Origin of the sequence: Campylobacter sp. CFSAN093229, from assembly GCF_011068225.1 — a bacterium.
GTDB lineage: Bacteria > Campylobacterota > Campylobacteria > Campylobacterales > Campylobacteraceae > Campylobacter_D > Campylobacter_D jejuni.
In genome coordinates this window covers 251,628-272,169 of sequence record NZ_JAAMXB010000005.1, presented here as the reverse complement: position 1 = coordinate 272,169, position 20,542 = coordinate 251,628, and the positions used below count along the sequence as shown (strand labels likewise).

The 20,542-nt window shown below is 31.1% G+C and carries 20 protein-coding genes; 2 read left to right on the top strand and 18 right to left on the bottom strand.

The genetic code is table 11. The features are described from left to right. Positions 1-24 precede the first annotated feature (24 nt). Complete coding sequence (gene ftsW, locus FBE93_RS03420) at positions 25-1,188, top strand: putative lipid II flippase FtsW (protein WP_002853553.1); 1,164 nt, start codon at positions 25-27, stop codon at positions 1,186-1,188. Continuing rightward, entirely contained in the window at positions 1,185-2,213 is a 1,029-nt protein-coding gene (gene murG / locus FBE93_RS03415) for an undecaprenyldiphospho-muramoylpentapeptide beta-N-acetylglucosaminyltransferase (RefSeq protein ID WP_165434176.1), read from the top strand. The genes ftsW and murG overlap by 4 nt, the downstream gene beginning before the upstream one ends. On the opposite strand, the gene FBE93_RS03410 is transcribed toward murG, so the two are convergent. From FBE93_RS03410 to guaB, 18 genes are all read right to left on the bottom strand, one after another. Continuing rightward, on the bottom strand, positions 2,184-3,347 hold the full coding sequence (locus FBE93_RS03410; protein WP_020247016.1) for a CynX/NimT family MFS transporter: 1,164 nt from the start codon (positions 3,345-3,347) through the stop codon (positions 2,184-2,186). The genes murG and FBE93_RS03410 overlap by 30 nt on opposite strands. A 7-nt stretch (positions 3,348-3,354) precedes the next feature. Continuing rightward, positions 3,355-4,206, bottom strand: a complete 852-nt coding sequence (locus tag FBE93_RS03405) for an ATP-binding protein (protein WP_002852987.1) — start codon at positions 4,204-4,206, stop codon at positions 3,355-3,357. A 63-nt stretch (positions 4,207-4,269) separates the two neighbouring features. Further along, entirely contained in the window at positions 4,270-5,160 is an 891-nt protein-coding gene (locus tag FBE93_RS03400) for an AraC family transcriptional regulator (protein ID WP_002852985.1), read from the bottom strand. After that, the gene (locus tag FBE93_RS03395) at positions 5,157-5,762 is read right to left on the bottom strand and encodes a thiamine phosphate synthase (protein ID WP_002852949.1); all 606 of its coding nucleotides are present in this window, start codon (positions 5,760-5,762) and stop codon (positions 5,157-5,159) included. The genes FBE93_RS03400 and FBE93_RS03395 overlap by 4 nt, the downstream gene beginning before the upstream one ends. Next, positions 5,752-6,897, bottom strand: coding sequence for a 2-iminoacetate synthase ThiH (gene thiH / locus FBE93_RS03390; protein WP_002852974.1), 1,146 nt, complete (start codon positions 6,895-6,897; stop codon positions 5,752-5,754). The genes FBE93_RS03395 and thiH overlap by 11 nt, the downstream gene beginning before the upstream one ends. Before the next feature lie 2 nt (positions 6,898-6,899). Continuing rightward, the gene (locus tag FBE93_RS03385; RefSeq protein WP_002932816.1) at positions 6,900-7,676 is read right to left on the bottom strand and encodes a thiazole synthase; all 777 of its coding nucleotides are present in this window, start codon (positions 7,674-7,676) and stop codon (positions 6,900-6,902) included. A 2-nt stretch (positions 7,677-7,678) separates the two neighbouring features. Beyond that, a complete protein-coding gene (thiF, locus tag FBE93_RS03380) occupies positions 7,679-8,482 on the bottom strand; it encodes a thiamine biosynthesis protein ThiF (protein ID WP_072225871.1) in 804 nt (267 codons plus the stop codon). After that, positions 8,479-8,670 (bottom strand): sulfur carrier protein ThiS, encoded by a 192-nt coding sequence (gene thiS / locus FBE93_RS03375; RefSeq protein ID WP_002932807.1) that lies wholly within the window; start codon positions 8,668-8,670, stop codon positions 8,479-8,481. Before thiS ends, thiF begins: the two co-directional genes overlap by 4 nt. Beyond that, positions 8,660-11,770 (bottom strand): type ISP restriction/modification enzyme, encoded by a 3,111-nt coding sequence (locus tag FBE93_RS03370; RefSeq protein ID WP_165434175.1) that lies wholly within the window; start codon positions 11,768-11,770, stop codon positions 8,660-8,662. Before FBE93_RS03370 ends, thiS begins: the two co-directional genes overlap by 11 nt. 8 nt (positions 11,771-11,778) lie before the next feature. After that, the gene (dapE, locus tag FBE93_RS03365) at positions 11,779-12,879 is read right to left on the bottom strand and encodes a succinyl-diaminopimelate desuccinylase (protein ID WP_002932802.1); all 1,101 of its coding nucleotides are present in this window, start codon (positions 12,877-12,879) and stop codon (positions 11,779-11,781) included. Positions 12,880-12,882: 3 nt separating this feature from the next. After that, positions 12,883-13,482 (bottom strand): LysE family translocator, encoded by a 600-nt coding sequence (locus tag FBE93_RS03360; protein WP_002932799.1) that lies wholly within the window; start codon positions 13,480-13,482, stop codon positions 12,883-12,885. Continuing rightward, the gene (locus FBE93_RS03355; RefSeq protein WP_165434174.1) at positions 13,475-14,176 is read right to left on the bottom strand and encodes an NAD-dependent deacetylase; all 702 of its coding nucleotides are present in this window, start codon (positions 14,174-14,176) and stop codon (positions 13,475-13,477) included. Before FBE93_RS03355 ends, FBE93_RS03360 begins: the two co-directional genes overlap by 8 nt. Next, positions 14,173-16,383: an endonuclease MutS2 gene (locus tag FBE93_RS03350; RefSeq protein ID WP_165434173.1), complete on the bottom strand. Its 2,211-nt coding sequence runs from the start codon at positions 16,381-16,383 to the stop codon at positions 14,173-14,175. Before FBE93_RS03350 ends, FBE93_RS03355 begins: the two co-directional genes overlap by 4 nt. Continuing rightward, positions 16,373-16,723 carry a membrane protein gene (locus tag FBE93_RS03345; protein WP_002869116.1) on the bottom strand — a complete coding sequence of 117 codons (351 nt, stop codon included), beginning with the start codon at positions 16,721-16,723 and terminating at the stop codon, positions 16,373-16,375. Before FBE93_RS03345 ends, FBE93_RS03350 begins: the two co-directional genes overlap by 11 nt. Beyond that, entirely contained in the window at positions 16,716-18,014 is a 1,299-nt protein-coding gene (gene murC / locus FBE93_RS03340; protein ID WP_079756555.1) for a UDP-N-acetylmuramate--L-alanine ligase, read from the bottom strand. The genes FBE93_RS03345 and murC overlap by 8 nt, the downstream gene beginning before the upstream one ends. Positions 18,015-18,134: 120 nt before the next feature. After that, positions 18,135-18,917 carry a carbon-nitrogen hydrolase family protein gene (locus tag FBE93_RS03335; protein WP_002932793.1) on the bottom strand — a complete coding sequence of 261 codons (783 nt, stop codon included), beginning with the start codon at positions 18,915-18,917 and terminating at the stop codon, positions 18,135-18,137. Beyond that, positions 18,910-19,083, bottom strand: coding sequence for an exodeoxyribonuclease VII small subunit (gene xseB, locus FBE93_RS03330; RefSeq protein ID WP_002853034.1), 174 nt, complete (start codon positions 19,081-19,083; stop codon positions 18,910-18,912). Before xseB ends, FBE93_RS03335 begins: the two co-directional genes overlap by 8 nt. Continuing rightward, positions 19,080-20,537 (bottom strand): IMP dehydrogenase, encoded by a 1,458-nt coding sequence (guaB, locus tag FBE93_RS03325; RefSeq protein WP_002861785.1) that lies wholly within the window; start codon positions 20,535-20,537, stop codon positions 19,080-19,082. The genes xseB and guaB overlap by 4 nt, the downstream gene beginning before the upstream one ends. Positions 20,538-20,542: the final 5 nt, after the last annotated feature.

Genomic DNA, 20,542 nt, shown 5'->3' with positions numbered 1-20,542 from the left:
CAATAAAGAAAAGTTATAATTATAATGGTTGCTGATAAAAGATTATTTTATTTAAGTTGTATTTTAATCACCATAGGAATAGTATTTTCATACTCTCTTACAGCTTTTACTGTTCTTTTTCTTGACTATAGCGAGTTTCATTTTTTTATTCGTCAGCTTTTTTTTGGAATTAGTGGCATACTTATAATGTTTTTTATTTCTCGATTGGATCCTGATAAAGCACTTTCTAAAAAAATTATTTTAGCTATTTTGATTATTTCTTTTATCTTTATCATCATTTTGCCATTTTTACCTTCTGCATTAGCAACAGCTAGCGGAGGAGCTAAACGCTGGATACGCTTAGGCCCACTCTCTATCTCTCCTGTGGAATTTTTTAAAATAGGATTGATTTATTTTTTAGCATGGAGCTATACAAGGCGTATTGATGATAGTAAAAAAGCTATCAGACACGAGGCTTTAATTCTTCTGCCTTATTGTATCTTAGCTTCTATAGTTATAGGATATATTTATATCACTCAAAACGATTTAGGACAAAGTGTAATTTCTTTCTTTTTGATTCTAGCTTTAGCTTTTTTTGCAGGAGCTAGTAAAAGACTTTTTGCTTTTGGAACTTTAATCATTATGATGATAGGTATAATGGTAATTTTTAGTAACCAAAGAAGAATTCAAAGAATCGCTTCTTGGTGGGGGAATATACAAGATGCTTTTTTACCTATGCTTCCTGATTGGCTGGCAAATGCTTTAAGAGTAAGTAGCAACAGCGAGCCTTATCAAATTTCACACTCTTTAAATGCTATAGCCCATGGAGGAATGTTTGGCGAAGGCCTAGGACTTGGAACTTTTAAATTAGGCTTTTTAAGTGAAGTGCATACTGACTTTGTTCTTTCAGGAATTACTGAAGAAATAGGACTTTTAGGTCTTGGGGTTATTTGCTATATTTATCTTTGGATGATTTTAAGAATTTTTAGAATTGCAGGAAGATGTGAAGCTAAACAAGATTTTATTTTTTGTTCAGGCATAGCCTTACTTTTACTTTTTTCTTTCTTTATGAATGCTTTTGGTATTATTTCTCTTACTCCACTAAAAGGTGTAGCGGTTCCACTTTTAAGCTATGGAGGAAGTTCAATGTGGGCAATTTGCATAGGCATAGGATATGTATTAATGATTTCAAAAAAGGTTAAATTATGACAATAGCTTTAACAGGTGGTGGAACTGGAGGACATTTGGCCATAGTGCGTTGCTTATTAGAAAGTGCGATTAAAAAAAATATAGAATGTGTATACATAGGCAGTCAAAATGGTCAAGATAAAGCTTGGTTTGAAAATGAAGTACGCTTTAAGGAAAAATTTTTTTTAAGCTCTAAAGGAGTGGTTAATCAAAGCAAATTTAACAAAATCAGTTCTTTACTCCACACCTTAAAACTCTCCAAAGATTGTAGAGAAATTTTTAAAAAATACCACATCCAAGCCGTTTTTAGTGTAGGTGGATACAGTGCAGCTCCTGCATCTTTTGCGGCTTTATTCTCACATTTGCCTCTTTTTATACATGAACAAAATTCAAAAAGCGGCTCTTTAAATATGCTTTTAAAACCTTTCGCTACAAAATTTTTTAGCGCCTTTGAAAAAGAAATTAGCCCTTATCCTGTAGCAGATAAATTTTTTGATAATGCTAGGATTCGCAAAGAATTAAAAAATATTATTTTCTTAGGAGGATCACAAGGAGCTCAATTTATCAACAAACTAGCTTTAAATCTAGCACCAAAACTTCAAGAACAAAATATCAAAATCATCCATCAATGTGGAAAAAATGATTTTGAAAAGTGCAAAAAACATTATCAAAGCTTAAATATCCAAGCTGATATTTTTGATTTTAGTTTAAATTTGGAAGAAAAAATGAAAAATGCAGATCTAGCTATATCAAGAGCAGGTGCAAGTACTCTTTTTGAACTTTGTGCTAATACTTTGCCCACTATTTTTATACCTTATCCTTATGCAGCTAAAAATCATCAATACTTTAATGCTAAATTTTTACAAGATCAAGCTTTATGTCAAATTTTTATGCAAAACTCTATTAATCTTGATGAATTTTTTAAGTCAATATTAAAACTAAATCTAGAAAATATTTCTACAAGATTGCAAAATATAACCCAAAAAAATGGCGCAGATATGCTAATCCAAAAAGCTTTATTTGATAATTTGACTTTTATAAGATAAATATCCAAAGATATTTACTAAAATTCCAACAAAAACTAACATCAAAATAGCAAATGAAAAATTTTCAAATTTGTCATGCAAAAAACCTATAATCCATTGTCCTTGTGCTGCAATTAAATATCCAAAACCCTGAGCTAAAGCAGAAAGTCTCGCTGCTATTTGAGCATTAGAGCTTTTTTGTGCAATAAAAAGCAACGCAATGCCAAAAACTCCACCCCATGGAAAACCCATGATAAAAGCACTGATAATAATAGAAATTTTACTATCAAAAATAAAGAGCATACCAAAAGCGATCACATACATACTGCACAAACCTGCTATGTAAAAAGTATGTAAATTTTGTCTTAATTTTCCTAAAAGTAAAGGGCCAAAAAGAGACACTGGAGCTGCAACAAGTTGAGCAAATAAAACCATACTTGTAGAAAATTCTTTATCAAATCCTTTTTCTACAACAATTTGAACATACCAAAAAAACAAAGAATAAGCTAAAAAACTTTGAAATCCCATAAAAAGAGTAATTTTCCAAGTTGTTAAATTTATAAAAAGATTGATTTTTTTATGAGCTTTTTTCTTAATACGAAAAAATCTACCATTTTTAGCTTGAGGATAGTAAACTACTAAAGCTACAAAAGAAAAAATAGCCCAGAAAAACATAGCTCCAGCTAAATCAAATACACTAAGCAAAGGTATAGCTAAAGCAATACCCATAATCGAAGAAATACTCAAAACAAGACTATAAATTCCCATTATACTTGCCATTTTTTTTGGAAATTTTTCTTTAATAAAACTAGGAAGTAAAACATTTGCAATTGCTATACCACAGCCCATTGCTAACATTCCTAAAAATAAGCCATATACACCAAAATAAGAACGAATAATTTCGCCTAAAAAAATTAAAAAAATTCCAAAAACAATAGCACGAATAGGAGAAAAATACCCCACAATAAAAGAAATACTTCCAAAAGCTATCAAAGGAAGACTTGTAAGTATGCCTGCTACGGTTGAGTTTAAATAATACTTATCTTTAATAATATCAATAATAGGCCCCACTGCAGTAATTGGGGCTCTAAGATTAAAAGCTACAATAATAACAATAATAACATTAATCCAAAATATCTTTTTAAAAGAAGCCATAAAAGCCTTATTTGTTAAGTTCTACTTTGAATATTTTACCTTCTGCCATCTTAGGAATCCATAAAATATTACCTTCAATAAATATATCTGCAGGACCTTTCATCAAAGGAAGTTCAAGTTTTACAGATTTAACATTATCTAAATTATAAATATATCCATTTAGATTATTTCCCCAAGAACTTACCAATAAACCATCTTTATAAGGAACTATTCCATCATAAGATTCTTTTTCATTTTTAATTATACTGAGTTCTTTTGTATTTAAATCATAAGCCATTACAACACCGCCACTTACACCATCAGGATGATAACCAGTTATAAAAAGCTTATGTTTTTTTCTATCTAGATATAACCCATTTGGACCACCAAATTTTGCTAAATCAAGTTTTAATAATTCATCATATTGCTTAGTTTTTAAATCAACCTTTAAAATAAGCCCTGTGCCAGTATCGCTAACCAAAAGCGTATTGTCGTCTAATTTTTCTATGTCATTTAAAAAGATTGCACCTTTAATAGGTAAATTAAAAATTTCTTTTTTAGTTTTAAGATCAAAACCGCGTAAAACATCGATATCTACCACATAAAGAGTTTTTCCAATCTCCATCATGCCTTTTGGTGCATTAAGATGGGTTAAAAATTTATATTCTAGCACTTTGCCATTTTTATCAAGCTTAGAAATAAATCCATCATTATCTTTCGCCAAAGGTTCAAGTTTTTCTCCTACATTAGATACATAAACATAGTTTTTATCTACAAAAATACTTTCAGGGCTTTTAAAACCATCAAATTCTTGATATTTTAATTCACTTGCACCAAGCAAACTTCCAAGAAGCGCTAAACTTAAAACATATTTTTTCATATTTTCTCCTTTATTTAAAAATATTTTCATTAGAATTATATTTATTTAGATAAAAAAAATGTGCTAGTTTTTTGATAAAAAATACAAGTTTTTTGTTTTTTGATATTGCTTAGGAGTTTGCTCATATTTCTCTTTAAATCTTTCAATAAACCAAGCTACCGAAGAAAAAGCGCACTCATTAGCTATTTCATTGATATTTTTTTTAGAAAATTTAAGTAAAATCTTTGCTTTTTGCAACCTTTTTTCATCTAACCATTTTTTAGGACTTTGTCCAAAACATTTCTTAAATTCTTTAGAAAAAGTTGCTAAATCTAATTTCGCAAAATTAGACATTTCATTTACGCTTAAAAATTCTCTACCACAATACTCAAAAAGTTGGGAAAGATCAAGGCGAAATTCTTTTAAAATTCCTGATAAAAAACTAATAAAATAAATATTCTTATTTAAAAGCAAATGTAAAAAAATCTCTTCAAATTTCAAACTCACTATAGGATCTAAAATTTGCGTATTTTCTTCAAAATGCGGTGAAAAACTTTCCAAAATTCCTTGCAAAATCTTATCATTTTTTACCCAAAAAATTTCATAGTTTTGAAACTTTTGATCTAGTTTAAAAAAATCTTTATACTTATAAATAAGCTCAATTAAAAATGCATTGTCAAAAAAAAATAAATAAGCTTCATAAACTCCTTTACTAAGTCCTACATTGCTTAAAGTATAGCTCCCAGCTTTTAAAAACAAAGTTTCATAAGAGTTAATCTTATAATCTTTTGATGCAGTGTGTAAAATTTTATATCCTTTGCGAACAAAAGTTAAAAGATGACTTCCTACATTAACAAAAGTAGAATGCGAAGTATCCGTTTGTGTATATTTAGCAAAAGTGCAAGATTTAATTTTTTTATAATTGACACCTTTTAATTGCTTTAAATCTTCTGGTAAAGAAAGAATTTTATTCATCGTAAATTTTGCCTACATTCTAAAAGATACTTTTTAAGATCTTTTTCTTTCATTAAAATTTCACGCATGCAAACACCTACTACATTTATATCTTTAAAATTTTCTATATTTTGAGCATTGATACCGCCTATAGCATAAAGTGGAATTTGACTAAATTCAAGCAAGGATTTTAAAAAATCAATCCCTTTAGGTTCTAAACCCATCTTGCAAGAACTTTCAAAAATATGCCCTACAAAAGCATAATTTACCTTATAGCTCATCGCCTCTAAAAGCTCTTCTTTGCTATGGACTGAAGTACCAAGTATATGAAAATATTTTGTTAATTTAGGTTCTTTTCTTAGCAAAGAAAGCGGTGCGTGAAAATAACGATGTCCCAATTTTAAACACTCCCTATCAAAAAAATGCAAAAAACAAGTCACTTTTTGCTTTGCGCAAATGCTTAAAACTTCTTTTGCTAAGTCATAATACTCAAATTCGCTTAAATCTTTTTCTCTTAAAACTATAGCATCTACCTTAGCCTTAGCAAGTTTTTCAATCTGCTTTAAAAAGTCTATTTCTACACATTTTCTATCGCTTATGGCGATGATTTTTTTATCCCACATAGATACTATCGCTCATCACAGCTTGTAAATTGGATCTTTTAAGCATAGCTAAAATTTCATCTACGCTTCTATCATCTGAAATTTCAAACTGCTCATCACCCTTTTTCTCACCCTTATGCTCACCTATACCCACACTCACTCCTGCACTCATTTTAGTAGCACCAAGCTTGATAACCTCATCTCTAAAACCTATTCTTTCACGACTTGAAATGGTAATGCCCGCAAAAGGCAAAAAGAGTCTATAAGCACAAAGTACTTGCAAAAGGCGTTTTTCACTTACATCTTTAGGATGGATTTTGGCATTATTGATAATAGGTCTTAAACGCGGCACTGAAATAGAAATTTCAGCATGCGAATAAGCTTGTTGTAAAAAATGTGCATGAAGCGCCGTAGCAAGAGCGTCTTTTCTAAAATCATCTATACCCAAAAGTGCCGCAAAAGCCACTCCACGCATACCCGCTTTTAAAGCTCTTTCTTGAGCATTAAAGCGATAAGGAAAAATGCGTTTTTCACCAGCTAAATGAATTTTAGAATATTTTAGAGGATTATAAGTTTCTTGAAAAACAGTCACATAATCACAACCCTTTTCATGCAAAATTTTATATTCATCTTCATTCATAGGATAAATTTCAACGCCCACAACCTTAAAATACTCTCTAGCTATTTTACAAGCATTTGCTATATATTCTACACTTGCAAACTCCCTGCCCTCGCCTGTTAGCATTAAAATTTCTTCTAAACCACTTTTAGCAATGGCTTGCATTTCTTCGTGAATTTCAGCTTCATTTAGCTTAGCTCTTGCGATTTTATTACCTTTTTGAAAACCACAATAAACACATTTAGAATTACAATAATTTGACAAATAAAGTGGGGTAAAAAGAGAGATAGAATTTCCAAAATATTTTTGCTTGACTTTAGCGGATTTAAAGGCTAATTCTTCTATGAAATCTTCTGCTGCACTTGAAAGCAAGGCTTTTAAATGCTCTATGCTTAAATGTGTTTGATTTAAAGCATTTTTAACATCTTTAGCGCTAAATTGACTCTCATCATAGCTTTGAACTTGACTTAAAACCTTATTTAAAATTTCGCTTTTTATTTCCTGCATGTGAGGTAAATACTGCATATAATCTTGCATAATCAATCCCTTAAAAAGCCTGTTAATGGAGAACTTGCTTTAGCTTTACTCACACTTGCCAAACCTGCTAAAAAAGCCGCTCTTCCCGCATTTACTGCCAAAGAAAAAGCTTTAGCCATCAAGGCTATATCTTTAGCTTCAGCTATGGCTGTATTTACCATCACCGCACTTACTCCCATTTGCATAGCTTCACAAGCTTGTGAAGGACTTCCAATACCCGCATCTACAATGATAGGCAAATCAATTTCATTAAGCAAAATTTGTATAAATTCCTTAGCACATAAGCCTTTATTACTCCCAATAGGTGCTGCTAAAGGCATGATAGCCGCAGCTCCTGCATCACGCATAGCTTTAGCTGCGTAAAGATCAGCATGCATGTAAGGTAGAGGTGTAAAACCCTCTTTAGCTAAAAGCTCGCAAGCTTTAATCGTTTCATAATTATCAGGCAGCAAATACCTACTATCGCTTATCACTTCTATCTTGATAAGTTCTCCACAACCAAGCTCTTTTGAAAGCCTTGCAATGCGTAAGGCTTCATCGGCGTTTCTTGCGCCTGAAGTGTTGGGTAAAAGTGTGATATTTTTAGGGATATAATCAAGTATATTAGCAATTTCCCCTGTATTTGCACGGCGTAAGGCTAGAGTGATAATCTGTGCTTTAGCTTCTTCTATAGCTGATTTTATAAGCTCTAGCGAATATTTTCCAGAACCTAAAATAAATCTTGAATCAAACTCGTATTTGCCTATTTTTAATTTATCGTTTTTTAAATTTTCTTGCATTTTTACTCCTTATTTGCTAAAAGCTCTAAAACAAGGTTACTTTGATGTCCTGCGCAAATATTTACCCTTGGCGCCATAAGTCCATTTCCTAGCTTAGCACCATTTACCAAATCCCCGCACACATAGAAATTTTTAGCAATTTTTCTTGTTTGTATGCTGTTGCTATCACCATAGCCCGCAAGCCCTGAAGCACAGATTAAAACACTATCTTTGTAAAATCTATGAAAATTTTGCGCTATCATCGCTTTTGCGATAGCACTATCAAAGGCTTCACAAACTATATCTATATCTTTAAACAAAGATTTTAAATTATCCTCATCGATTTTTAAGGTACAAATTTCAACGCTGATATAAGGATTAATTTCGCTAATTTGCTCTTTTAAAGCTTCGGTTTTAAACTTGCCCAAATCACTTACACGGTAAGCTTGACGATTTAAATTACTAGGCTCAATCACATCAAAATCAATCAACTTTAAATACCCCACTCCACTTCTTGCCAAATTTATCGCTATATGTGATCCAAGTCCGCCTAAACCACACACCGCCACGCGCCCATTTTTAAGTTTATCGTGAAGCTTTGGAGTGTGTCTTGCTCTCATCATAGCATCTAGCGCATCTTTTGGAGGTAAAGTATTTCTTTCTATACAAAAAAGCTCATCATCTTCATTTAAAGCGATATTCTCTTTAGTTGCAAAACCATTGATAATCCAAACATCATTTTCATTTTTGCTGATATTTTCAAAAAATTCCAAACTTGTTTTAAAGTCTGTATCAAGTTCTTTGCCATTGAATTTTACTCTCATCATCCACCTCCTACAAAACTTACGATTTCAGCTTTATCGTTTTCTTTTAAAATCAAATTTTCAAATTCACTCTTAGGTATAATCTCTCCATTTAATTCCAAGGCGATAAGTTCTATTTTAAGACCTTTCTGTTTTAAAAAATCTGTAAATTTCAATTCCTTAAAATCAAGTTTTTCTCCGTTAATGATCATTTAATTCCTTTTGTAAATTTATAGTTTGCTTTATAACTTTACACATTTTAAGCAAATGCTCTAATTCTTCTTTAGAACATTCATAGTCATTGCGGTATTTTAGCCATTGTTTTATAACTTGATAACCTCCTATAGTAAATTGCCAAATTTCAGCACTTATAGGACTTATAGCCAAATCTTCATTTAAGATGATTTTATTTTCTATGAAGCGATCTTTTTCTTGATATTTTTTTATCTTAAAATTTGCTCTTTTATCTTCTTTTAAAAAGATAAAATCTATATCATCATCTAAATTTTCTTTAAACAAATGTAAATTCACAAGCTCTTTACCTAAAGTAACAAAATGATCAAAAGTCTTTTGCTCTACTTCAAAATCAATCCTAGCAAAACCTGTTTTTAAATACTCTAAGTATTTTGTTCTATATTTTGGATTGTATAAATTCGCATAGATAAAATACAAAATTTCCTCAGGGCTTTTGTCTTTTAAAATCTTATGATTTTCTTTATAAGTTAAAAATTCACTTGTAAAATTTGGAATTTTTTCATTATTAACATAAAGATAGAGTGGAGCTATATAAGCATTTTCGCTTGTTTTAGAGCTTATAATACCTCTTTCTGCTATATCGTTTAGAATAAAAGCATGTGCATAATAGTCACTATTTAATACCTTAGAAAAACAAAGTCCTAAATTTTCTTTGTTTAAAAAATATTGCATGATTTCATATCTAGGATAAGCTATAAAGCTTTTTGACTTATCGGTATAAAAAGTCCATCTTAGATCAAATGGACGATAAGCTATGCGTTCTATTTTTCCAAGATTATTTTTTATAGCATTAATAGAATTAGAAATTTTCCAATCCCTTGAATCTTTTAAATCATATTTTTTCGCCAAATCTAAACTATTTAAATTTGAAAAATCTTTTAAAATTTCTTCCATTTTATTTTTCATTAATTGTATAGCTACATTATCTTTTTGAGTTTCTATACCACTATTATAATTTAAAAATATAGCCTTTTTATCCCCTAAAGCCTTATCGCTTGCTAAAGCCCAAAAATCTTCATATTCTTCATTTTCAAATTCTTTTTTAATAAAGAAAAAATAAGGCTCATTTAAAACAAGCTCTTCCCATTTTATAGAATTTAAACCCTTTTGCCTTATATCATCTAAAAGAGCAAATTTTTCTTTTCTTGAAAAAATATCATTATCACTTGTGGAGTAGTAAAATACCTTAGCACCATTATTTACTTCATCTTTATACTTTACAAAAAAACTTATACAAACACCTATTTTGATATCAAAAACATTTTCATCATTTTTAGAGTCTTTGTCGCTTCCATGTAAATTTAGTATATAAATTTCATCAAAACTTTTATATAAACTTTCTCTCATTTTTCTATGAGTTTTGCCACTTATAAAAGAATTATTTGTGATAAAGCCTAAAAGTCCTTTCTTTTCTTCAAATAAATCTTTTTTGTTTTGCTCTAGCAATTTCCACTGTGCAAAACGTATAAATTTAATATAATCATCATCTAAATTTATCTTTGTTTCATTTAGACCTTGTTTGTAAGTTTTTAAAAGATCTAGTATATCCTCGCCTTTGTTTTTGCTTTTTGCATTATAAGGAGGATTTCCTAAAATAACAAGCAAGTCTTGACTGTGCTTAACATCTCTTGCTTTTTTCCACTCTGTATCTAAATTTTCCAAAGGCATAGACATATCAAAATTTGCAATTTTTTCTAAGTCCAAAGTATTATTAAGAAAAATTTGAAAATCAGCTTCGCTAAAATCCTTAAAACCATTTTTTCTTAAAATTTGTCCTAATTTTAATCTAGCTACTATATAAGGCACAAAAGAAAGCTCAAAACCATAAATATCTTTTAAAAATTTATTTTTTATGGCTTCATTTTTGAAAACTTCACTTTCTTTGGAAATAATCTTTTCAAAAACACTAGCCAAAAAGCTTCCTGTTCCTGTGGCAAAATCAAGCACTTTTACGCCTTGATCATTAAAGCCTTTGTCTTTATCAAATTTCGTTTTTAAAAGCTCATCTAATGATGAAACTATCATATCTACAACGCTTTTTGGGGTATAAAAAACACCGCCTTCTTTGCGTTTTTGAGTAGCCCTTAAATCATCATAAGCCTTTAAAAAATCTTCATACAAATATATACTTACACTTTCTAAGTCTTGATTTAAAATTTTACAAAGTGCGATTTTATCTATCAATGATAGAGTTTTTTTGATATTTTCTAAAGTATATTTAATATCTTGCGGAAGAGAAAAAGAAGGGATAGCAAAATATACAAATTCACTTAAAGTTCTAAAGGTACTTGGCAAAAATGAAATGAAATTTTCTATAGGAATTTTTTCTAAATCATAATCATCATTTTCTACATAAGAAACAAAAATCCCATATACTATAGCTTGAGCTAAGATATCGCAAAATTCTTCATCTTTTAAATCTATCTTTTCTATACTTTCAAAAGTGTCTTTTGTTTTTTGAAAAAATCTTCTAAAAGAAGAATTTGTATCGCTTTCATCAAAAGAAATTTTTAAAGCATTGCTTAAATAAAAACTTTGCGTACTTAAAACTTTTACTAATTCTTGTTTTGATTTTATAGTGGTGCTATTATCATCAAAATAAGCCTTAAGAAGATTTATAAATATACTTATATTTCCTTCTTTTAAATCAAGCTTATCATCTAGTAAATCAATATCAAAAACTACTTTTTCAAAAGAAAAAAGTATAAAGCGTTTATAGTTTGTAAAGATAATATTAGGTGAGATTTGTAAGTATTTACTAAGCTGTTTGCCTTTTAAATGTAAATTTAAATCCACATTTAAATTTTTACATTCTATGAAACCTACAAGATGATTATAGCTTAATTCTTTTTCTTTATCTATAAGCTTATAGGTTTTAAAATCAGGTCTTATAGAACCTTGTCCTTTTTCGCTTTTTGGCTCGTGAATAATTTTAATTTCTTTAGGTTTTAACTCATTAAGCAAATTTTCAAAACAAGTTCTAAAAGTATATTCATTATAATTTTTTGCTCCAAAAATTGCTTGAATTTCGCTTGTATATTTTTTAAATATATCCATAATTTTTCCTAGTTAAAATTTTCCACCAAATCCCTAAAAACAAGGCAAAGCTTTTCAAATTCTTCTATACTTACTCTTTCATCAATAGCGTGAATTCTATCATTACAAACCCCAAATTCCACCACCTTTACACCGTATTTTGCAAAATACCTTGCATCACTTGTACCGCCTTTGGTATTAAGCTCTGGCACTTCATGAGTGATTTTTTGAACGCTTTCATTCATTTTTTGAACGATTTTATTGTCGATATTTGTCAAAAAAGCTTCGCTTGATTGTTTTAGCTCTAACTCATAGTTTAAACCATGACAAATTTTTTCTACATAGCTTTTTACATCTTCTAAGCTTGTATCAGGAGAATTGCGTACATTAAACATAAGTTTTAAATCATTTGGCGTAACATTACACACCTCCATACCTCCGCGAATATCAGTTATAACGATTTTTGAAGGACTAAATTCAGCACTTCCAGGATCAAGATCAAAACCCGCTAAAAGCTTTAAAACCGGTGCAAAATCATGCACAGGATTGATACATTTTTCAGGATAAGCAACATGCCCTTGTTTTCCGCGGATTAAAAGCTTTCCATTGATAGAACCACGACGCCCTATTTTGATACTATCGCCGATTTTTTTAACACAGGTTGGCTCTGCAACCACAGCATAATCAGGTAGCATATCTCTTTCTTGCATCCATTCTAAAACAGCCTTAGTTCCATATATAGCTTCGCCTTCTTCATCACTTGTTAAAATAAGGCTAAGTCTAGCTCCTTTAAAATCCGCATTCTTTGCCGCATCTACAAAAGCCGCTACTCCACTTTTCATATCTTGAGCACCCCTTGCATAGATAAAGCCTTCTTTTTCCACAGGCACGAAAGCATCGCTACTCCATCCCTCGCCTGCAGGCACCACATCTACATGCCCACCAAAAGCTAAATGCTCACCTTCATCTTTAAATTTTTTAGTGAGTAAAAGGTTTTTAATGCCTTCTTTTTCTATAAAAAAAGCTTCAAAATCACTCAGTTCCATAGCGATGAAATTTAAAGTTCCATCATCATTTGGCGTAACAGATTTAAATTTTAAAAGTTCTATTAAAAATTCTTTTGCATTCATTTTTTATCCTAAGAAAGTTTTATATAATAAATTAAGAGCAAAATACTCTATAATTATAGCTGAAATTATATTGATTATAAAAACAACTTTTGCACTAAAAACATGACTATATCTTGCCACCACAAAAGCTAAAGCACTTACCCAAAAAAGTATAGCCACAATAAGCCCTAAAGTCATCAAATAAGTATGATCACTACTTAAAACCACGCTTGCAGCACTAAGCCAAAATCCTATCACAAAAGGATTTGAACCATTTAAAAAAGCTCCTTTAATATAACTTTTCAAAAGACTTTCTTTAAATTCTTTATGCTCTAAATTTAAGCTTTCTTTCTTTTTTCTTAGCATCAAATACGCCATATAAGTTAAAAAACAAAAACCAAAAATCGCCAAAGAACGCATAAAAATAACATTGTCTAAGAAATTTAAAAGCCCAAATTGAAGCAAAAAAAGATAAAGCATATCTATACTAAATGCTCCAAGTCCTACAGCTATGGAATTTTTAAAAGCTTTTAGCGCATAAGTTAAAATCAAAATATTTACAGGTCCAAAAGGCACACTCACTCCAAAGCCCAAAAAAACTCCACTTAAAAAAGAATCAAACATTACCATCTTTCATAAAATTTTCTATATCAAGTGCGATTTTATCAATAGCGCTTATAATATCTTCTATATAGATTTTATCAAAATACCGCTCTAAATTCGCATCTTTTTCGTAGATATTTAAAATACTTTTTTCGCACATTGAAGCATAACGCCCTACAGGCAAAACCGCCCCACTTGTGCCTATGCTGATAAAAAGCGAAGTTTGATTTAACAAAGAATAAAGCGTAGCATAAGCAGGAGCTTGCTCTTCAAACATGACTATATTGTGTCTTAAATCCTTGCTTTTGCATTTTGGGCATTGTTTATCTGTGATTTTTTCATAGCCTATATTAAAAATTTCTTCACATTTTAAGCAGCGAAGTTCAGGCAAAAAGCCATGCAAATGTACTACATCTTTACACCCTGCACGCTCTAACAAATCATCTACATTTTGCGTGATGACAAAAAGATTTTTACCCCATTTTTCTTTTAATTGTGCGATTTTTTCATGAGCATGATTTGGCTTTACATTTTGAAGTTGCGCTCTTCTTGCATCGTAAAAATCAAGTACTTTTTTAGGATTTTTTCTAAAACCTGTTGCGGAGCAAACCTCTATCACATCGTATTCTTCCCAAAGTCCATCATTATCTCTAAAAGTTTTAAGCCCACTTGGAGCAGACAAACCCGCTCCGCTTAATATCATAATGTTTTTCATAATCTCACCACCTTAGCGCCAAAACCACCTTGATTGATCGGTGCGTCATTAAAGCCTTTAACGCTTTTATGGGTTTTTAAAAACTCTCTTACCGCAAAGGCAAGCTTTCCTGTTCCTATACCATGGTAAACTAAAACTTCATCAAAGCCTGCAAGCAAAGCATCTGAAATAAATTTATCAAGCCTTGAAATAGCTTCACCACTCCTAAGCCCGTGCAAATCCAAGCTAACGCTAAGATTAGTCGGTTTTGCCACACTAATGCTTGTTTTTGGACTTATTTTAGGTGTAGGAGTGCTTTTTTTAAGCAGTTTTAAAGGCACACGAAGTTTGATCCCATCGCTTTCAACCATAGCATCGTTTTTAGAAATGCTTATGATTTTACCCTTAATTTTTTCATATTTTACAAAATCCCCCACACGCAATTCTTCGTTTTGCTCCATACTTGGCAAAATGATTTCTTTTTTAAGCTCATTGGCTTTATTAAGACTTCTTTGCTTATCTTTTGTGTCTTTAAGCTGTATAGTTTTTTTAGCTTCTTCTATGGCTTTGTGAAATTTAAATTCTAAATTTCTCAAACTCGTGCGAAATTCTTGTTCATTTTTTTCTTTTTGATCTTTTAAAGAAAGTAAAATTTCATCGACTTTTTGCTCTTTTTTCTCAACATTTTCAAGCTTAGCTTTTAGTTCTAATTCAAGATTGATATTTTTACCCACAAGCTCTTCTAAATTTTCTTTATCCTCGCCATAAAGCTTTTTAGCCTCGCTAACTAAATTCGGCGGAATCTGATAACGCAAAGCGGTTTCAAAGGCATAAGATTTTCCTATAGTACCTTTTAAAAACTCATATTTTGGACGTGAAAGCTCTTCATCATATAAAGCAGCAATGAGTTCAACTTGCTCATTTTTTGCTAAAAGCATGGCAAGGCGTTTGTGGTGGGTGGTGATGATGATTTTAAGATTATTAGTTATGAGTTTTGAAATTAACACACTATACAAACAAGCCGCTTCTTCAAAATCTGTTCCAAGCTCTATTTCATCTATACCTAAAAGCAAATTTTTCTTAGAAAAAAGTCTAGAAAAATGCAACATTCTTCCTGCAAAAGTTGAAATGTCGTTTTTAACATTTTGCGGATCTTCTATGATGGCATCAAATTCTTTAAAAGTACCGATTTTACTTTCACTTGCTTTTATATGCATAGGCAAAAGATGTTTAGCTAAAAATGCTGCGCTTAGCATGGATTTTAAAAGCATGGATTTTCCGCCTGCATTTACCCCTGTGATGATTAAAACTTGTTTTTTAAATTCCAAACTCACGCTTTTTGGATTTTTTAAAGCAGGATGAGCGAAATTTTTAAGCACTAAATCCGTACTTTGATCACACAAAACAAATTCAAAATCCCTTTTTTTAGCAAGCAAAACCCTAGCACTATAATGATCAAAAAGATCAAAGGCTGTATTGATAAATTTTAAAAAAGGTAGGTTTTTTGCTAAAAAAGCTGAGAAATTTTTAGCGTATTCATAATAAATTTCTTCTTTTTGATTTTTGATTTTTTCTATATCATTTTGCAAATTTTCAACACTTAAAGGCACGATATAAAAGCCACCGCCACTACTTCTACCTATGATTTTTGCTTTAATAGCGTGATTAAACCCGCCTCTTACAAGCAAGGCTTCAAGATTGTTTATAAGATGGATTTGTGTATCGATAAGATAAGGCATTAAAGCTTTTGTATAGCAAAATTTCTTAAACTCAGCTATTATGCTTTCATTTTTCAATCTTAAAGCGGCATTAAGATTTACAAGTCTTTCATCTAAACTTTCTTTTAACTCCCCTTTTTCATCGAAATTCAAACAAAGCTCCAAAGCCCCGCTAACAAATTCTATCTTTTGTAGCCAAGAGTCTAAATTTGTTCCTAGTTTTATTTTTTTTAACTTTTCAAAATAACGAAAAATTTTTACAAATTCAAAAATTTCATCTAAATGTAAAATTCCTTGCTTGCTTAAATGAACTAAGGCTTTATCAAGATTGCTAAGCTCTGGCATAGTAGGAAATTCCACCTCGCAAAGCTCATGTATGCGTTTAAAATGAAGATTAGAATCTCCTTGTAAAAAAATCTCCTTATCTCTTGCAAAAAGGGCTTTAAACTCTTCTAAATAGCTGTTTAAATCAAGCTTTGAGATTAATTCTTCTTTTGTATCATTCATCATTTAACCTACAATCTTTAATATCTATGATTAAAGAATTAAAACTTTGATTATTATCCTTTGAAATAAAACTTCCTGTTCCAAATTCATAATTAAAATACGCCTTAGAAACATTAATATCTTTACATAAAATATTTTTATTTTGATTAAAAGCTACGATAATATCTGTTCTTAAATGACTTTTTTGCGTATTTTCAAATTCAAAAAATACTGCTAAAACAATAAAAATCACAAGTAAAATACCAAAAAAAGGTTTGGTTTTTTTGCCTAATTTTTCACGCAAAGCAAAAGTGATTAAGGCTAAAATTAAAATAATTAAAAAATATAAAAAAACCCTACTCATTCTTTTGCCTTAATTTGTTGCTGATATCTCCTGCGCCAAAACCTATAATAAGCCCTTCTTCAAAAACCTGCCCCTTAGAAGCCACTAAAAATTTACCCTCTCTTTTAATATCTTCTACAAATAAAGCCTTAGGAAAAACTACCTTTAAATCAAGTTCTATAGGTTCTTCTCCTGCAGCATAAACAGGTAAAATTACAAGCTCATCAACACCTTCAAAAGCCTTTGCAAATTCCTTTAAATTTGCAGCCAAACGCGTGTAGCGGTGGGGTTCAAAGATAGCTGTGATTTTTTTATATCTACCTAATTTTGCGTATTCTTGTGCTGCACTTAAAGTCGCTTTTATTTCGGTTGGATGATGACCATAATCATCAATTAAAACCAAATTTTCATCAGCATGTAAAATATCAAAACGCTTTTTAATACCTTGATAATTTTTAAGCCTAGTTCTTATCGTTTCTATATCTAAAAAATTTAGAGCCGCCAAAATCGTCAAAGACGCATCAAGAGCTAAATGATATCCCATACCAAAAACCTTAAATTCACCCAAATCTTTTAACTCAAAACTTGTAAAAGGTTTGAAATTTTCTATACACATGGTGCAGTTTTTGATATCTTTGCTTGGATAAAGCTTGATTGACTCATTTTTATAATTTTTCAAAAACTCATCTTCAGCATTAATCACGCGAATTTTAGCCGTGTCTAAAAACTCCACATAAGCATGATGGAGTTTTGAAACTTCATTGCCATAATGATCTAAATGCTCTGCTTCTACATTGGTAACTATAGCCAAATAAGGATTTGAATTTAAAAAAGAACTATCGCTCTCATCAGCTTCAAAAACAAGGTTTTGGCTTTCTTTATAAATCATATTTGAACCAAATTCTTTTAAAATCGCTCCGATGATCACAGAAGCATCATCAAGCAAAGAAGCCAAAATACTTGAAGTTGTGCTTTTTCCATGTGCTCCTGCAACTGCAAAAACACGCTTATCTTCTAAAATAAGAGGCAAGGCCTCCTTGCGTGAAAGACATTTAATGCCTAATTCTTTAGCGTGTTTAAATTCAGGATTTTCTTCTTTAATTGCAGCAGAATAAATAACTAAATCTTTGTTTAAAATATTATCTTTATGATGAGGGATACTGACCTTAACCCCTTCTTTTTCTAGTTCTTTAGTGATTTTACTCTCTTTAAGATCACTTCCGCTAATCTTAAAACCTTTTTCTTTTAAAAATCTTGCTAAAGCGGAAATTCCTATACCGCCTATGCCGATAAAATGGATATTTTGCATCATTTAAACCTTTATACTTTAAAGGCTAAATTTTAGCACTTTTTTACTAAAAAGAAAATATAAACCTTAGCTTCTATCAGCTCTAGATAACTTTTATAAACTTATAAATCTATAAGTATAAATTTAATTTTTAAATTCTTTTATTATCTTATCAAAACCCCAAAGTTTTCTTGCTTCATCACTTTTTTTAGGCTCTATAATAAGCATTTCTTCTTCAGAACCCAATTTACTTTCTATCTCACCAAAAGCGTTGATAAACAGAGTATCGCCGTAAAAATTCCACTCATCTTTTGTTTTGCCTATGCGATTTACTCTTAAAATGCTTGTAGAATTTAAAAAAGCTCTTGTTTTTAAAAGTTCTTCCCATCTTTGTTTGCTTTCAAAGGTACAAGCACTAGGAACGATAACCAAATCAATTTTTTTCGCCATAATCTGTTGCCAAAAAATATCAAAATGTATCTCAAAACCAAAAAGCAAAGTACATTTTAATTTTTCATAATTAAAAGTAAAAATTTTTAATTCCGATGGAGTTTTGTTGCTGAAAAATTTTTCTTCATTCCAATGTTCATAAGGCATTAAAATTTGCTGTTCATAACTTTTAACACCATTTGGAGTAACTTTTAAGCAAAGTTTTTTATAACTTTTAGCTTCAACGCTAACATAAGGAGCGATGATTTCTAATTCGTATTTTTTAGCAAGTTTAATCAAGCTTTCTTTTTTAGCCTCGCTTTGTTCTTTTATCATATTTTTTGGCATGTGTAAAAGTTCTGTAAAAAAACTATTGATCACATATTCGCCCAAAACTACCAAATTTGCCCCATTGTCTTTTGAAGCTTTAAGATAATAATCAAGCCTTGACTCACTTAAAGCTAAAGTTGGAAACTGTAAAGCTGCTATTTTACTCATCGATTTGCTCCACTTCTAATTTTGCTTTTTCAAGCTCAAGTCTTGCTTTTTTGATACTCTCTAAACCTTCTTTATAAATTTTTACACTTTCATCTAAGGCAAGCTCTTGATTATTTAATTTTTCCAAAGATTCATTAGCGTGTTTTAAATTTTCTTCAAAACTCATTGATGATTAACCTTGTAGTTTGGTGCTTCATGAGTGATAGTAACATCATGCACGTGACTTTCTTTAAGCCCTGCAGTGGTAATTTCAACAAATTCAGCTCTTTTTTGAAAATCTTCTATATCTTTAGCCCCAACATAACCCATAGAAGAACGCAAACCTCCTAAAAGTTGATGCACCACGCTTCTTATACTTCCCACATAAGGAACACGCCCTTCTATACCTTCAGGAACGAGTTTATCTTGAGCAGTACCTTGCTGAAAATATCTATCCGAACTTCCCTTTTGCATAGCCCCAAGTGAGCCCATACCACGATAAGACTTATATTGTCTTCCTTGATAAGTAAAAAGCTCTCCTGGACTCTCATCTGTTCCAGCTAAAAGCGATCCTATCATAACAGAACTTGCACCTACGGCTAAAGCTTTTGCAATATCACCTGAATATTTAATCCCGCCATCAGCTATCACAGGAACGCCAAATTTATTTGCTTCTTCCACGCACTCATCAATGGCTGAAATTTGAGGCACACCCACACCTGAAACAATACGCGTAGTACAAATACTTCCTGGCCCAATACCTACTTTAACCGCATCTACTCCTGCTTCACAAAGTGCTTTTGCTGCGGCTGCAGTAGCGATATTTCCTGCGATAAGATCTAAATTTGGATATTTGGTTTTAATCGCTTTTACTGTATCAATAATACCCTTAGAATGTCCATGCGCAGAATCAAGCACAACAACATCAACGCCTGCCTCAACTAAAGCATCTACACGATCCATTTGCCCTACTCCTATAGCCGCACCCACGCGTAATCTTCCAAAATTATCTTTATTGGCATCAGGATATTCTTTGCGTTTTTTAAGATCTTTTATAGTGATAAGTCCTTCCAAGCGTCCTTGTTCATCAACTATAGGAAGTTTTTCTACTTTGTTGGTACTGAAAATTTTTTCCGCATCATCTAAAGTACAACCCTTTGGAGCAGTGATTAAAGGCATTTTAGTCATAACATTTTCAACCAAATTTGAAAAATCGCTCTCAAATCTTAAATCACGATTGGTAAGTATGCCTATTAGTTTCTTATCTTCATCTACTACAGGAACACCTGAAATTCTATACTCTGCCATAATTTCTAAAGCTTCCGCAACACTTGCTTTAGGACTTACAAAAATAGGATCGATAATCACTCCGCTTTCGCTTTTTTTCACTCTTTTTACTTCTCTAACCTGCGAGGCTATATCCATATTTTTATGAATCACTCCAAGTCCTCCAAGTCTTGCCATCATGATAGCAGCTCTGTGTTCAGTAACTGTATCCATAGCCGCAGAGATTAAAGGCATATTTAAAGTGATATTTTTTGTTAGTTTAGTGTGAATTTTTACTTCCTTAGGTAGAACTTCAGAATACCCAGGACGCAGTAATACATCTTCAAAAGTTAAAGCTCTTTTTACAATTTTCATCTTTC

Excerpts from the sequence above, each read along its gene's own strand:
- FBE93_RS03385 (WP_002932816.1), bottom strand. The coding sequence starts at position 7,676 with ATGCAAGAAAATTTAAAAAACGATAAATTAAAAATAGGCAAATACGAG.
- xseB (WP_002853034.1), bottom strand. The coding sequence starts at position 19,083 with ATGAGTTTTGAAGAAAATTTAAAACACGCTAATGAATCTTTGGAAAAA.
- FBE93_RS03335 (WP_002932793.1), bottom strand. The coding sequence starts at position 18,917 with ATGAGTAAAATAGCAGCTTTACAGTTTCCAACTTTAGCTTTAAGTGAG.
- murC (WP_079756555.1), bottom strand. The coding sequence starts at position 18,014 with ATGATGCAAAATATCCATTTTATCGGCATAGGCGGTATAGGAATTTCC.
- dapE (WP_002932802.1), bottom strand. The coding sequence starts at position 12,879 with ATGAATGCAAAAGAATTTTTAATAGAACTTTTAAAATTTAAATCTGTT.
- FBE93_RS03410 (WP_020247016.1), bottom strand. The coding sequence starts at position 3,347 with ATGGCTTCTTTTAAAAAGATATTTTGGATTAATGTTATTATTGTTATT.
- FBE93_RS03345 (WP_002869116.1), bottom strand. The coding sequence starts at position 16,723 with ATGAGTAGGGTTTTTTTATATTTTTTAATTATTTTAATTTTAGCCTTA.
- FBE93_RS03370 (WP_165434175.1), bottom strand. The coding sequence starts at position 11,770 with ATGGATATATTTAAAAAATATACAAGCGAAATTCAAGCAATTTTTGGA.
- thiS (WP_002932807.1), bottom strand. The coding sequence starts at position 8,670 with ATGATCATTAACGGAGAAAAACTTGATTTTAAGGAATTGAAATTTACA.
- thiF (WP_072225871.1), bottom strand. The coding sequence starts at position 8,482 with ATGATGAGAGTAAAATTCAATGGCAAAGAACTTGATACAGACTTTAAA.
- FBE93_RS03400 (WP_002852985.1), bottom strand. The coding sequence starts at position 5,160 with ATGAATAAAATTCTTTCTTTACCAGAAGATTTAAAGCAATTAAAAGGT.
- ftsW (WP_002853553.1), top strand. The coding sequence starts at position 25 with ATGGTTGCTGATAAAAGATTATTTTATTTAAGTTGTATTTTAATCACC.
- FBE93_RS03405 (WP_002852987.1), bottom strand. The coding sequence starts at position 4,206 with ATGAAAAAATATGTTTTAAGTTTAGCGCTTCTTGGAAGTTTGCTTGGT.
- murG (WP_165434176.1), top strand. The coding sequence starts at position 1,185 with ATGACAATAGCTTTAACAGGTGGTGGAACTGGAGGACATTTGGCCATA.
- FBE93_RS03355 (WP_165434174.1), bottom strand. The coding sequence starts at position 14,176 with ATGAAAAACATTATGATATTAAGCGGAGCGGGTTTGTCTGCTCCAAGT.
- FBE93_RS03395 (WP_002852949.1), bottom strand. The coding sequence starts at position 5,762 with ATGTGGGATAAAAAAATCATCGCCATAAGCGATAGAAAATGTGTAGAA.
- guaB (WP_002861785.1), bottom strand. The coding sequence starts at position 20,537 with ATGAAAATTGTAAAAAGAGCTTTAACTTTTGAAGATGTATTACTGCGT.
- thiH (WP_002852974.1), bottom strand. The coding sequence starts at position 6,897 with ATGCAAGATTATATGCAGTATTTACCTCACATGCAGGAAATAAAAAGC.
- FBE93_RS03360 (WP_002932799.1), bottom strand. The coding sequence starts at position 13,482 with ATGTTTGATTCTTTTTTAAGTGGAGTTTTTTTGGGCTTTGGAGTGAGT.
- FBE93_RS03350 (WP_165434173.1), bottom strand. The coding sequence starts at position 16,383 with ATGATGAATGATACAAAAGAAGAATTAATCTCAAAGCTTGATTTAAAC.